General features: G+C 61.2%; 14 protein-coding genes. All 14 read left to right on the forward strand.

Features of this window, described 5'->3' with window-relative positions; translation table 11 throughout:
• Genes M8013_RS01085 through M8013_RS01150 form a run of 14 tightly spaced genes read left to right on the forward strand, consistent with a single transcriptional unit; the run spans position 1 to position 12,892 of the window.
• Positions 1-588 (forward strand): COG4648 family protein, encoded by a 588-nt coding sequence (locus M8013_RS01085; protein ID WP_271265991.1) that lies wholly within the window; start codon positions 1-3, stop codon positions 586-588.
• Positions 581-1,942: an AMP-binding protein gene (locus tag M8013_RS01090; RefSeq protein ID WP_271265992.1), complete on the forward strand. Its 1,362-nt coding sequence runs from the start codon at positions 581-583 to the stop codon at positions 1,940-1,942. Before M8013_RS01085 ends, M8013_RS01090 begins: the two co-directional genes overlap by 8 nt.
• The gene (locus M8013_RS01095; protein WP_271265993.1) at positions 1,929-2,282 is read left to right on the forward strand and encodes an ApeI family dehydratase; all 354 of its coding nucleotides are present in this window, start codon (positions 1,929-1,931) and stop codon (positions 2,280-2,282) included. Before M8013_RS01090 ends, M8013_RS01095 begins: the two co-directional genes overlap by 14 nt.
• Positions 2,273-3,964: a glycosyltransferase family 2 protein gene (locus M8013_RS01100; protein WP_271265994.1), complete on the forward strand. Its 1,692-nt coding sequence runs from the start codon at positions 2,273-2,275 to the stop codon at positions 3,962-3,964. The genes M8013_RS01095 and M8013_RS01100 overlap by 10 nt, the downstream gene beginning before the upstream one ends.
• Positions 3,965-3,967: 3 nt before the next feature.
• Entirely contained in the window at positions 3,968-4,390 is a 423-nt protein-coding gene (locus M8013_RS01105; RefSeq protein WP_271265995.1) for an acyl-CoA thioesterase, read from the forward strand.
• Positions 4,387-4,992, forward strand: coding sequence for an outer membrane lipoprotein carrier protein LolA (locus tag M8013_RS01110; protein ID WP_271265996.1), 606 nt, complete (start codon positions 4,387-4,389; stop codon positions 4,990-4,992). Before M8013_RS01105 ends, M8013_RS01110 begins: the two co-directional genes overlap by 4 nt.
• Positions 4,961-7,288: an MMPL family transporter gene (locus M8013_RS01115; protein WP_271265997.1), complete on the forward strand. Its 2,328-nt coding sequence runs from the start codon at positions 4,961-4,963 to the stop codon at positions 7,286-7,288. The genes M8013_RS01110 and M8013_RS01115 overlap by 32 nt, the downstream gene beginning before the upstream one ends.
• The gene (locus M8013_RS01120) at positions 7,288-7,863 is read left to right on the forward strand and encodes a DUF3261 domain-containing protein (RefSeq protein ID WP_271266039.1); all 576 of its coding nucleotides are present in this window, start codon (positions 7,288-7,290) and stop codon (positions 7,861-7,863) included. The genes M8013_RS01115 and M8013_RS01120 overlap by 1 nt, the downstream gene beginning before the upstream one ends.
• Position 7,864: 1 nt before the next feature.
• Positions 7,865-9,031: a beta-ketoacyl-[acyl-carrier-protein] synthase family protein gene (locus tag M8013_RS01125; protein WP_271265998.1), complete on the forward strand. Its 1,167-nt coding sequence runs from the start codon at positions 7,865-7,867 to the stop codon at positions 9,029-9,031.
• Entirely contained in the window at positions 9,028-9,501 is a 474-nt protein-coding gene (locus tag M8013_RS01130; protein ID WP_271265999.1) for a hotdog family protein, read from the forward strand. The genes M8013_RS01125 and M8013_RS01130 overlap by 4 nt, the downstream gene beginning before the upstream one ends.
• Complete coding sequence (locus tag M8013_RS01135; protein ID WP_271266000.1) at positions 9,498-10,229, forward strand: 3-ketoacyl-ACP reductase FabG2; 732 nt, start codon at positions 9,498-9,500, stop codon at positions 10,227-10,229. Before M8013_RS01130 ends, M8013_RS01135 begins: the two co-directional genes overlap by 4 nt.
• Complete coding sequence (locus M8013_RS01140; protein ID WP_271266001.1) at positions 10,226-11,455, forward strand: beta-ketoacyl-ACP synthase; 1,230 nt, start codon at positions 10,226-10,228, stop codon at positions 11,453-11,455. Before M8013_RS01135 ends, M8013_RS01140 begins: the two co-directional genes overlap by 4 nt.
• A gap of 2 nt (positions 11,456-11,457) precedes the next feature.
• Positions 11,458-12,039, forward strand: a complete 582-nt coding sequence (gene acpT / locus M8013_RS01145; protein ID WP_271266002.1) for a 4'-phosphopantetheinyl transferase AcpT — start codon at positions 11,458-11,460, stop codon at positions 12,037-12,039.
• A gap of 58 nt (positions 12,040-12,097) precedes the next feature.
• Complete coding sequence (locus M8013_RS01150; protein WP_271266003.1) at positions 12,098-12,892, forward strand: SDR family NAD(P)-dependent oxidoreductase; 795 nt, start codon at positions 12,098-12,100, stop codon at positions 12,890-12,892.
• The last annotated feature ends 53 nt before the right edge of the window (positions 12,893-12,945 follow it).

A 12,945-nucleotide genomic window follows, 5' to 3' on the forward strand; every position in this document is an offset into this window, starting at 1 on the left:
ATGCGTGGCGGACGGTCATTTCCGGTTATCCCGTTGCTGACGGGATTGCTGCTGGTCGCCTGGCCCTTTTTGATTGGCTTTGGGCTGACGCATAACAGCCTGCACTGGCTCCTGCCGCTGATGGCAGGGCTGTTGCTGTTTCGTCTGCGCCAGGCGCGGCATCACGCCGGGCCGATGCGCTATGTCATTCAGAGCGTGGCGCTGGCCGGCATCGCCCTGTGCGTGGCAAGTTACCTGCTGAAGGCCCATCAGTGGCTGCTGCTGTATCCCGTGGTGGTTAACCTGGTGATGCTGGCGGTTTTTGGCGGCTCGCTGTGGACGTCGATGCCGCTGGTCGAACGCCTGGCCCGGCTGCAGGATCCGGCCTTATCGCCACAAGGCGTGCGCTATACCCGTGTCGTGACCCGCGTGTGGTGCGCCTTTTTCATATTTAACGGTAGCGTGGCGCTGTTCACCGTGCTGCGGGGCGATCTGGCACTCTGGACGCTGTGGAACGGCATGATTGCCTACATTCTGATGGGAACCTTGATGGCAGCCGAGTGGCTGGTGCGTCAGCGGGTGAGAAAAAAAGAGAAGCGCAATGCCTAACCTCCTTCCTTTGTGCCAGTGGCTGAATGCCCCGCGCCCGGACGACACGCCTGTCGCCTGGTGTGGCGATCGCTGTTGGACGCTTGGGCAGTTGCGCTATGACGTCAGCACCTTAACAACGGACCTGCAGCAGCAGAGGGGCGAGCGCTGGGCGCTCTGTCTTGACGATAGCTATCTGTTTCTCGTGGCGTTACTGGCGACGCTGCATGCCGGTAAAACCCCCGTCATCCCGGGTCACAGCCGGCTATTGTTGCTGGAAAAGCAGCGGGCTCTGTTCGACGGCGTGCTAAGCGATCGGCCGTTACGCCTTTCCGGCCCTTTACGGGTGGTGCGTTCTTCCCAACGCAATAACGCGCCCTTTCATCCCCTGCCCGCCGTTGCCGACGCGGCTTTCATCGAGCTGTTTACGTCCGGTTCGACCGGGGCGGCAAAACGCGTCGTCAAAACCCTTACCGCCCTCGACAGGGAAGCCGCTCTGCTGGCGACCTTTTTTGGCGACCGGCTGCACGGCTGTCGGGTGGTGGCCTCTGTTGCGCCTTACCATCAGTACGGACTAACGTTCCGCCTCTTTTTACCCCTGGCGCAGGGGTTAGTGATGCACTCGGTCACGATCGCCTACAGCGAGCAGTTGGCGGCGCTCGACCCGCAGTATCGCTATCTTTTCATCAGTAGCCCGGCATTTTTGAAGCGCATTGACGCGCAGCTCGCTTCGCCACCGGTTGCAGTGCTTTTCTCCGCCGGGGGATCCCTGGCGTGGGACACGGTGGATAAGACCCATCGCTGGCTGAATATCTGGCCGGATGAAATTTACGGCAGCACGGAAACCGGCGTTCTCGCCTGGCGCCATTATCAGCATGAAGGCCTCTGCTGGCGGCCCTTGCCCGGCATCCATTTCCATCAGGATAAGCGCGGCCTGCGCGTCTCCTCGCCGTTAATCCCGCACGGCGAAGGGCTGCCCCTCGACGATGTTCTCCAGTTTGATGACACCGGCGGGTTCAGCCTTGTCGGGCGCAAGGATCGGCTGGTCAAAATCGAAGAAAAACGCATCTCGCTTAATGAGATCGAGCAATACCTGCGGGCGTTAGAAGGTGTTTGCGACGCAGCAGCCCTGCCGATTACGCGTAACGGCAGACAGGGGATTGGTGCGCTACTGGTGTTAAACGACGCGGCACGTGAGCAGCTAAAGCAGCGTGGCAATAAAGCGCAGCTGCAGGCCTGGCGACGCGCCCTGCGGCCATGGCTTGATCCCGTTGCGGTGCCGCGCGACTGGCGCATTGTTGATGAAATACCGGTTAACAGTATGAACAAGCGTATCTATGCGCAGTTACAGGAGTTATTTCATGAAAATCCATGAAATTGAGCGCCAGCAGGCCCAGCCGCAGCATCTGGATGTCACCCTGCATCTCGACCCCACGCTGTTCTGGTTTCAGGGCCATTTTGCCGTACAGCCGCTGCTGCCAGGCGTTGCCCAGCTTGACTGGGTGATGCATTACGCCACCACGCTGTTGGCCACGGCGTACCGCTTTCACAGTATTCAGAACGTAAAATTTCAGGCCCCGCTGCTGCCTGATACCACGGTGACGCTCAGCCTCGACTGGAACGCTGAGCGCCAGATCCTCACTTTCCGCTATCTACGCCACGATGGCGCAGAGCGCCATATCGCCAGCAGCGGGAAGATTCGCTTATGTCGTTAACCTTCCGACCCTGCATCCTGATTCCTTGCTATAACCACGGGGCGATGATGGCGAGCGTGCTGCAACGCCTCACCCCGTTCGCCCTGCCGATTATCCTGGTCGATGACGGCAGCGACGCCGAAACCCGTCAGGAACTGAACCGCCTGGCCGACGAGAATGTCCACGTCACGCTGGTGCGGCTGACGCACAACGCCGGAAAAGGCGTGGCCGTGATCCGCGGGCTGAAAGTCTGTGCCGGCGCCGGTTTTACCCACGCGGTACAGGTGGATGCCGACGGGCAACATGCGATTGAAGATATCCCAACGCTGCTGGCGCTGGCGGCACGTCATCCCCACGCGCTGATCTCCGGCAAGCCGGTTTATGATGCGTCGATACCCCGCGCGCGGCTGTACGGCCGCTGGGTTACGCACGTCTGGGTGTGGATCGAAACCCTGTCTTTGCAGCTGAAAGACAGCATGTGCGGCTTTCGGGTTTACCCGGTCGCCCCGACGCTACAGCTGGCAAACCGCGTGTCGCTCGGCAAGCGGATGGATTTTGACATTGAGGTGATGGTGCGTCTCTACTGGCAGGGCACCCCCAGCTATTTTCTGCCCACCCGCGTGACCTATCCCCAGGATGGCGTCTCCCATTTCGATACGCTGAAAGACAACCTGCGCATTTCATGGATGCACACCCGGCTGTTCTTCGGCATGTTACCGCGCATCCCTTCTCTGCTCTTCGGTCGCCGCAGCCAGCACTGGGCCGCACAGCAGGAGGTCAAAGGCCTGCGCGGTATGCGGTTGATGCTGCAGGTCTGGCAATGGCTTGGCCGCAGGGCGTTTACCGTGCTGCTGTGGCCGGTGATTGGCGTCTACTGGCTGACGGCCCGCCCGGCGCGGCAGGCCTCAAAGCAGTGGATTGCCCGGGTCCGTGAGACGCTGGCACAGCGCCAGCTGCCGACGCCCGCGCGTCTGAACAGTTTTTTCCACTTCCTGCGCTTTGGTCAGGCGATGCTGGATAAAGTCGCCAGCTGGCGTGGGGAACTAAAGCTGCACCAGCATGTGACCTTTGCCCCCGGTGCGCGTGAAATCCTGGACAGCGATGCCCCGCAAGGCAAGCTGCTGCTGGCCTCGCATCTGGGCGATGTCGAAGTGTGCCGCGCGCTGGCCCAGCGCGAAGGCCACCAGACCATTAATGCGCTGGTGTTCAGTGATAACGCGCAACGCTTTAAACAAATTATGCAGGAGATGGCCCCCGAAGCAGGACTGAGCCTGATCTCCGTCACCGATATCGGGCCAGAGACCGCCATCCTGCTCAAAGAGAAGCTTGATCGCGGCGAATGGGTAGCGATCGTCGGCGATCGTCTGGCGGTTAATCCCCAGCGTGGCGGCGAATGGCGGGTGGTATGGAGCGAATTTATGGGCCAACCGGCACCGTTCCCCCAGGGGCCGTTTATTCTCGCCGCGATCCTGCGCTGTCCGGTGGTGCTGATTTATGCCCTGCAACAGCAGCAGCGGCTGCAGATCCATTGCGAGACGTTTGCCGACCCGCTGATCCTGCCGCGACACGCCCGCCAGCAAGCTTTACAGCAGGCAGTCGATCGGTATGCGCAGCGGCTGGAGCATTACGCGCTGCAGGCGCCGCTCGACTGGTTTAATTTTTTCGATTTCTGGCGGCTGCCGGATGCCAAAGATAAGGAGTAAAGGGTGCTGACCGATCCCCGCTTTACCACCGAGGTTGAGTTGACCGTCCCGTTTCACGACGTCGATATGATGGGCGTGGTGTGGCACGGCAACTATTTCCGCTATTTTGAAATTGCCCGCGAGGCGCTGCTCAATCAATTCGATTATGGCTATCGCCAGATGAAAGCTTCCGGCTATGTCTGGCCGGTGGTGGATACCCGGGTGAAGTACCGGGATGCAGTCACCTTCGAACAGCGGATCCGCGTCCGCGCCCATATCGAAGAGTATGAAAATCGCCTGCGTATTGCCTATCAGATTTTCGACGCCGCCAGCGGCAAGCGCACCACCACCGGTTACACCATTCAGGTGGCCGTTGAGGAGAAGAGCCGCGAGCTGTGCTTTGTTAGCCCGGCAATCCTGTTTGAGCGTATGGGAGTGACACCATGAAGTGGTTACCGATGCTGGCCCTGCTGGTCAGCCCGTGGGTCAGCGCCGTGACGCTGGACGAATTACAGCAACGCTTTACTGAACAACCGGTGGTGCGCGCCCACTTTGAGCAGACCCGCACCATTAAGGACATGCCCCAACCGCTGCGCTCCAGCGGGGAGATGCTTGTCGCCCGCGACGACGGCCTGCTGTGGGATCAAAAAGCGCCGTTCCCGATGCTGCTGTTGCTGGATGATAAACGCATGGTGCAGACCCTTAACGGCCAGCCGCCACAAACCATCACAGCGGAAAACAATCCGCAGATGTTCCAGTTTAACCACCTGCTGCGCGCCCTGTTCCAGGCCGATCGCAAGGTGCTGGAAGAGAACTTCCGCATCGATTTTAAGGATCTCGGCAACGGCCGCTGGTCGCTGGTGCTGACGCCAACCACCACCCTGCTGGATAAGATTTTTGCCTCGCTGGATCTGGGTGGCGCGCATTATCTGGAATCCATTGTGCTGAACGATAAGCAAGGCGACCGCACCGACATCGCCCTTTCCCGCCACCAACTGACACCCGCCAGCCTGACCGATGCCGAACGCCAACGCTTTGCCGCACCGTAATGCACGCCGCCCGGCGCTGCTGTGGGCACTGACCTGCCTGATCCTGCTGGGCGTGTTACTGTCGCTCCTGCCCGGCGCGCGCTTAAACAGCAGCGTGCTGGCGATGCTGCCGAAGCAGACCCTCGGCGCGGTCCCCCCGGCGCTGAATGACGGCTTTATGCAGCGTCTCGACCGCCAGCTGGTGTGGCTGGTCAGCCCGGGAAAACAGCCCAATCCGCAGGTGGCGCAGCAGTGGCTAACTCTACTGCAGGGCTCGTCACAGCTCAGCGAGGTCAAAGGCCCGATGGACGCCGCCGGGCAAAAAGCCTGGGGTGAATTTTTCTGGCAGCACCGCAACGGCCTGATCGACAGCGCCACCCGCGCGCGCCTGCAGAACGGCGGTGAAGCGCAGGCCCAGTGGATATTGTCCCAGCTGTACTCGGCCTTCTCCGGGGTCAGCGGCAAAGAGCTGCAAAACGACCCGCTGATGCTGATGCGGGGTTCGCAGCTTTCGCTGGCGCAAAACAGCCAGAAGCTGCGACTGATGGACGGCTGGCTGGTGACGAAAGATGAAGCCGGGAATTATTGGTATCTGTTGCACGGCGAGCTGTCCGGTTCGTCCTTCGATATGCAACAAACCCACCGGCTGGTCACCACTCTGCACGGGCTGGAAGGCCAGCTGAAAACGCAGTATCCCCAGGCGCAGCTGCTGTCGCGCGGGACGGCTTTTTACAGCGACTACGCCAGCCAGCAGGCGAAGCGGGATATCTCGACCCTTGGCGTCGCCACCGTTTTGGGGGTGATCCTGCTGATTGTGGCGGTGTTCCGCTCCCTGCGTCCGCTGGCGCTGTGTCTGATCTCCATCGCCACCGGCGCGCTGGCGGGCACGGTGGCGACGCTGCTGCTGTACGGCGAACTGCACCTGATGACGCTGGTGATGAGCATGAGCATCATCGGTATTTCGGCGGATTACACCCTCTACTACCTGACCGAACGGATGGTCCATGGCGGACAGACTTCACCGTGGCAAAGCCTGGCAAAAGTGCGTAACGCCCTGCTGCTGGCGCTACTCACCACCGTGGTCGCGTATCTGATTATGATGCTGGCACCGTTCCCGGGTATCCGCCAGATGGCGGTGTTCGCCGCGGCGGGGCTCAGCGCCTCGTGCCTGACGGTGATTTTCTGGCATCCGGGGCTGTGTCGCGGCCTGCCAGTGCGTCCGGTTCCCGCGAGGGGATTAATGCTGCGCTGGCTGGCGGCCTGGCAGCGCCATAAAACGCTGTCGGTCGGGCTGCCGGTGCTGCTGGCGCTGCTGGCGGTGGCGGGAATGGCCTCGCTGCGGGTCGACGATGATATCGCCCAGCTGCAGGCGCTGCCGCAGGCGATTCAGGCCCAGGAAAAAACCATCACCGCCCTGACCGGGCAGAGTGTCGATCAGAAATGGTTCGTGGTGCATGGCGACTCGGCCCAGCAGACGCTGGAGCGGCTGGAGGCCTTTACCCCGGCGCTGGCGCAGGCGCAGGCGCAGCAGGCGGGTGAACTTCAGTCATGGCGTACCTTGCCTTTGAACTCGCTGGCGCGGCAGACTCAGGATCTGGCCCTGCTGAAAAGTGCGGCCCCGGCGGTGACGACAGCATTGCAACGTGCCGGGCTGACGACGGTTGCAGCGGATCTGAACGCCATGCCGGTGCAGGTTGACGCCTGGCTTGCCAGCCCGGCAAGCGAGGGCTGGCGGCTGCTGTGGCTGACCCTGCCCGACGGGCAAAGCGGCGTGCTGGTTCCGGTCAATGGGGTCAACAACAGCCCGGCCCTGGCGGCGCGGGCTGACAAGCATCCCGGCGTGACCTGGGTGGATCGCAAGGCCAACTTCGACAGCCTGTTTACCCTCTACCGCAGCGTGCTCACCGGGCTGCTGGTGGTTGCGTTAGCGGTAATCGCCTGCGGGGCGATGCTGCGTCTGGGCTGGCGTAAAGGGCTGATAAGCCTGGTTCCGTCGCTCCTGTCGCTGGGCTGTGGGCTGGCGGCGCTGGCCGTTACCGGTCATCCCCTGAATCTGTTCTCGCTGCTGGCGCTGGTGCTGGTGCTCGGGATCGGCATCAACTACACCCTGTTTTTTAGCAACCCACGCGGCACGCCGCTGACGTCGATGCTGGCGATTACCCTGGCGATGCTGACTACGATTTTGACCCTCGGCATGCTGGTATTCAGCAATACTCAGGCCATCAGCAGCTTTGGGGTGGTACTGGTCAGCGGTATTTTTACCGCCTTTCTGCTGGCACCGCTGGCGATGCCGACTCAAAAAGAGAGAAAACAATGATGTCCCCCTTTTACCGCGCCGCCGTCTTTATTGGCGTGCTGTTGTTGGTCGGATGCAGTCACTCAACTCCCGACGCCACCCGCCCGCAGGCATGGCTGCAGCCCGGCACTCAAGTAACACTCCCTGCGCCGGGCATCACCCCGACGCTCAATTCGCAGCAGCTGCTGACCGGCCGTTTTAACGGTAAAACCCAGTCGCTGCTGGTGATGCTGAATGCCAATGAGCATAAAATTACCCTGGCCGGCCTGTCATCGGTGGGCATTCGTCTGTTCCTTGTCACCTATGATCAAACGGGGATCCATACTGAACAGTCGATTGTTGTGCCGCAGCTGCCTCCAGCCAGCCAGGTGTTGGCGGATGTGATGCTCAGCCACTGGCCAATCAGCGCCTGGCAGCCGCAGTTACCGACAGGCTGGACGCTTAAAGACAAGGGCGACCGCCGCGAGCTGCGTAACGCCCGCGGCACGCTGGTGACAGAGGTGGTTTATCTGCAGCGTAACGGTAAGCGCGAGCCGATCAGCATCGAACAACACGTCTTTAATTACCACATCACCATTCAACATCTGGGTGACTGAGATGATCTACATATCTGCTGTAGGCATGGTCAATGCGCTGGGCAACGGGGCTGACGACATTGCCGCTAACCTGACGCGCGGCGTGGCACCCGGAATGCGTGTGCGCAGCGGCTGGCTGCAGAACCAGGATGCAGTACTGGGGGGTGTCGAGGGTGAATTACCGGCGATCCCGGACAGCTTTGCCGCGCACCGCACGCGCAATAATCAGCTGCTGCTGGCCGCGCTGGCGCAGATCCAGCCAGCCGTCGATGAGGCCATTGTCCGTTTCGGTCGGGACAGAATCGCCGTGGTGCTGGGCACCAGTACCTCCGGGCTGGACGAGGGTGACAAACATGTGCACCTGACCCATAACAGCCAGCCCAGCCTGCACTGGCGCTATTCCCAGCAGGAACTGGGCGATCCGTCGCGTTTTCTGGCGAACTGGCTCAAGCTGGAAGGCCCGGCCTACACCCTCTCTACCGCCTGCTCCTCCAGCGCGCGGGCAATCATCAGCGGTAAACGGTTGATTGACGCCGGGCTGGTGGATATCGCCATTGTCGGCGGCGCAGATACCCTGAGCCGGATGCCGGTAAATGGCTTTAACAGCCTCGAATCCCTGTCCACCACCTTGTGCGAGCCCTTTGGCCGCGATCGCCGGGGCATTACCATTGGCGAAGCGGCGGCGCTGATGGTGCTGACCCGCGAGCCGCAGCCCGTGGCGTTACTGGGCATCGGCGAGTCGAGCGATGCGTACCATATTTCGGCCCCGCATCCGCAGGGCGAAGGGGCCATCCGCGCCATTACGCAGGCCCTGAACGACGGCGGGATCGCCCCGGCCGAGGTGGGATACATCAACCTGCACGGTACCGCGACACCGCTCAACGATCGGATTGAATCCCAGGTGGTGCATGACCTGTTTGGCGACAGCGTTCCCTGCAGTTCAACCAAGCATCTGACCGGCCACACGCTGGGGGCGGCGGGGATCACCGAGGCCGCGTTGAGCTGGCTGATCCTGACTCGCAACCTGCCGCTGCCGGCCCAGGATTTTGACCGCTATGCGCCCGATCTGACGCTGCCTGCCTGCGGCGTGCTCCATCAGCCCGTCGCTTTAAATAAAGCGGCGATCGTGTCCAATTCATTCGCCTTTGGCGGCAATAATGTCAGCATCTTGCTGGGGAGAGTGTCATGAGCTATTTACCACCGGGCGACTACCTGCCCCACGACGCACCGATGCTATTGCTGGAGACGGTTGAAGACGTCAGTGAAGAGACGGCTGTCTGCCGGGTCACGGTCAGCGGCCAGGGCGTGCTGGCTCCCTTCCTGAATGCCGAGGGCTGCCTGCCGGGGTGGTACGCGCTGGAGCTGATGGCCCAGAGCGTGGGCGTCTGGTCTGGCTGGCATCGTCAGCAGGAGGGGCGTGAGAGCAGCACACTCGGCATGGTGCTGGGCGCCCGCGAACTGGTGTGCGACGCAGGCCAGTTCGCGGCCAACAGCCTGTTGACCGTGAGCATCAAACGGCTGATGCAGGATGAACGCTTTGGCAGTTTCGAATGTGCAATAACCGCCGAGGGTTCGACGCTGGCAACCGGCCGGGTGAATACCTTTCAGCCCACCGATGAAGAATTAACTTCGCTTTTTTATCAGGGAGCAAACGCATGAGTCGTTCCGTTCTGGTTACCGGTGCCAGCAAAGGCATTGGCCGGGCCATCGCCATGAAACTGGCTGCGGATGGGTTTTGCGTCGGGGTGCATTATCACCGCGATGCCGCTGGCGCACAGGACACCCTGGATGCCATCGAACAGGCGGGCGGCAGCGGCCGCGTGCTGTCGTTCGACGTGGGCAACCGGGCGCAGTGCCGCGAGGTGCTGGAGCACGAAATCGCCACCTTTGGTGCCTGGTACGGGGTGGTGAGCAATGCCGGGATCGCCCGCGACGGTGCCTTCCCGGCGCTGAGCGACGACGACTGGGACAGCGTGATCCACACCAACCTCGACAGCTTTTATAACGTCATTCATCCCTGCATTATGCCGATGATTAGCAGACGATCGGGCGGGCGCATCATCACCCTGTCTTCTGTGTCCGGGCTGATGGGCAACCGCGGTCAGGTGAACTACAGCGCGGCGAAGGCGGGGATAATCGGTGCCACTAAAGCGCTGGCGATTGAGCTGGCAAAGCGCAAAATTACCGTCAACTGCATCGCGCCAGGGCTCATTGATACCGGGATGATCGACATGGAAGAAACCGCGCGGGAAGAGGCGATGGCCATGATCCCGATGAAACGAATGGGCCATGCGGACGAAGTCGCCGGGCTTGCCAGCTATCTAATGTCTGATATTGCGGGATATGTCACCCGCCAGGTGATTTCCATCAATGGGGGGATGCTATGACGCGTCGCGTGGTGATTACCGGCATGGGAGGCGTTACCGCCTTTGGCGAGGAGTGGCATTCGGTTGCTGCGCGCCTGCTGCAATACGAAAACGCGGTGCGCAAGATGCCGGAGTGGGCAGTGTATGACGGTCTGCAGACCCTGCTGGCTGCGCCGATAGATGACTTTACCCTGCCCGATCACTACACCCGCAAACGCATCCGTTCGATGGGTCGGGTGTCGCTGATGTCGACCCGGGCCAGCGAGCTGGCGCTGGAGCAGGCCGGGCTGATTGACGATCCGGTACTCACCAGCGGTGAAACCGGGATTGCCTACGGCTCATCCACCGGCAGCACCGGTCCGGTCAGCGATTTCGCCACCATGCTCACCGAAAAACACACCAACAACATCTCCGGCACCACCTATGTGCAGATGATGCCGCATACCACGGCGGTGAACACCGGGCTGTTCTTCGGCCTGCGCGGGCGCGTGATCCCGACCTCCAGCGCCTGCACCTCCGGCAGCCAGGCCATTGGTTACGCCTGGGAAGCCATTCGCCACGGTTACCAAACGGTGATGGTTGCAGGCGGCGCAGAAGAGCTGTGTCCGTCAGAAGCCGCGGTGTTCGACACCTTGTTCGCCACCAGCCAGCGCAACGACGCCCCGAAATTGACCCCGTCACCCTTCGATACCCAGCGCGACGGTCTGGTGATTGGCGAAGGTGCCGGGACGCTGATTCTGGAAGAGCTGGAGCACGCGAAGGCGCGTGGTGCGACCATCTACGGTGAAATTGTGGGCTTCGCCACCAACTGCGATGCGGCGCATATCACCCAGCCGCAGCGGGAAACCATGCAGATCTGCATGGAGAAGTCGCTGAAAATAGCCGGACTCAGCCCGCGCGACATTGGCTACATTTCCGCCCACGGGACGGCAACCGACCGGGGCGATATTGCCGAAAGTCAGGCTACCGCCGCGCTTTTCGGCGACAACGTGCCGATTTCGTCGTTAAAGAGCTATTTTGGCCATACGCTGGGAGCCTGCGGCGCGCTGGAAGCCTGGATGAGTGTGCAGATGATGCGCGAAGGCTGGTTTGCGCCAACCCTGAATTTAAGACAACCGGGTGAGCAATGTGGCGCATTAGATTATATTATGGGGAAAGCCCGTCACATTGACTGCGAATATCTGCAAAGCAACAACTTCGCGTTCGGCGGCATTAATACCTCCATTATCATTAAACGCTGGGCGTGACTATGTACCGGTTCCTACTGGGAAAGATTTCTACCCTCAGCGCTGACCCTCGGGCGTCAGCGCTGGCCGAACAAGCACCACAGGGCGCGCGTCGCCTTCCCTGGCTGGCCGGGCGAACGCTGCTCGCTCAGGCGCTGTCCCCTTCCCCGGTGCCGGACATCATCTTTGGCGAACAGGGCAAACCGGCGTTCATCGATGCCCATCCGTACTGGTTTAACCTGAGCCACAGCGGAGATGATATTGCCCTGCTGTTAAGCGACGAGGGCGAAGTGGGCTGCGACATTGAAGTGGTTCGCCCACGCGACAACTGGCAGGCGCTGGCCAATGCGGTGTTTAGCGTCGCCGAGCATGATGAACTGGAACGTGAAACGCCGGAGGACAAACTGGCGGCGTTCTGGCGTATCTGGACGCGTAAAGAGGCGATCGTCAAACAGCGCGGCGGCAGCGCCTGGCAAATCGTCAGCATCGACAGTACCTTTTCATCCGCCCTGAACATCAGCCACTGTCAGTACGGCGCGCTCAGCCTTGCGGTTTGCACCCCGACACCCTTCACCCTGCATCACGACGCTTTACACCTGCTGTAACCTGTTGCCCACCTGCTACGCTTTATGGTCTGACTTTACTCACAACATGGAGCAGACCATGAAAATCGATCTTACGGGAAAAGTGGCGTTAGTCACCGCCTCCACCGGCGGTATTGGCTTTGCCATTGCCAGAGGACTGGCGGAGAGCGGCGCAGAGGTTATCGTTAACGGGCGCAGCATCGACTCGGTCAACCGGGGCATCCAGCAGCTACAGCAGGCGATCCCCGGCGTGCAGCTGCGCGCGGCGATTGCCGATCTCAGCACGCCGGACGGCGTAGAGGCACTGCTGAAAGTGGCCTCCAACGTCGATATCCTGGTCAACAATGCCGGGATCTACGGGCCAGAAGATTTTTACGCCACCACCGATGAGACCTGGGACAACTACTGGCAGACCAACGTGATGTCCGGGGTGCGTCTGTCGCGCGCCCTGTTGCCTGGCATGGTGCAAAAAGGCTGGGGACGGGTGGTGTTTATCTCTTCGGAATCGGCCTGCAATATCCCGGCGGACATGATCCACTACGGAGTGACCAAAACCGCCCAGCTGTCGCTGGCACGCGGGCTGGCGAAATTTGTCGCCGGCAGCGGCGTGACCGTCAACAGCGTGCTGCCCGGCCCGACAATGTCTGACGGCTTTGCCGAAATGATGAAGGACGAGATTGAGAAAACCGGTAAATCGCTGGAGACGCTGGCGAAAGAGTTTGTGATGGCCCACCGCCCGAGTTCGGTTATCCAACGCGCCGCCACGGTCGACGAGGTGGCAAACATGGTGGTTTACGTCTGTTCACAGCAGGCTTCGGCTACCTCCGGCGCGGCGCTGCGCGTTGATGGCGGCGTGGTGGATGATATTATCTAGCGGACCGGCCGCCCGCCTTCTGGCGGGTGGCATCTGGCCACAAAGCAGGTAAA

This window comes from Silvania confinis, assembly GCF_025564085.1.
Lineage (GTDB): Bacteria > Pseudomonadota > Gammaproteobacteria > Enterobacterales > Enterobacteriaceae > Enterobacter > Enterobacter confinis.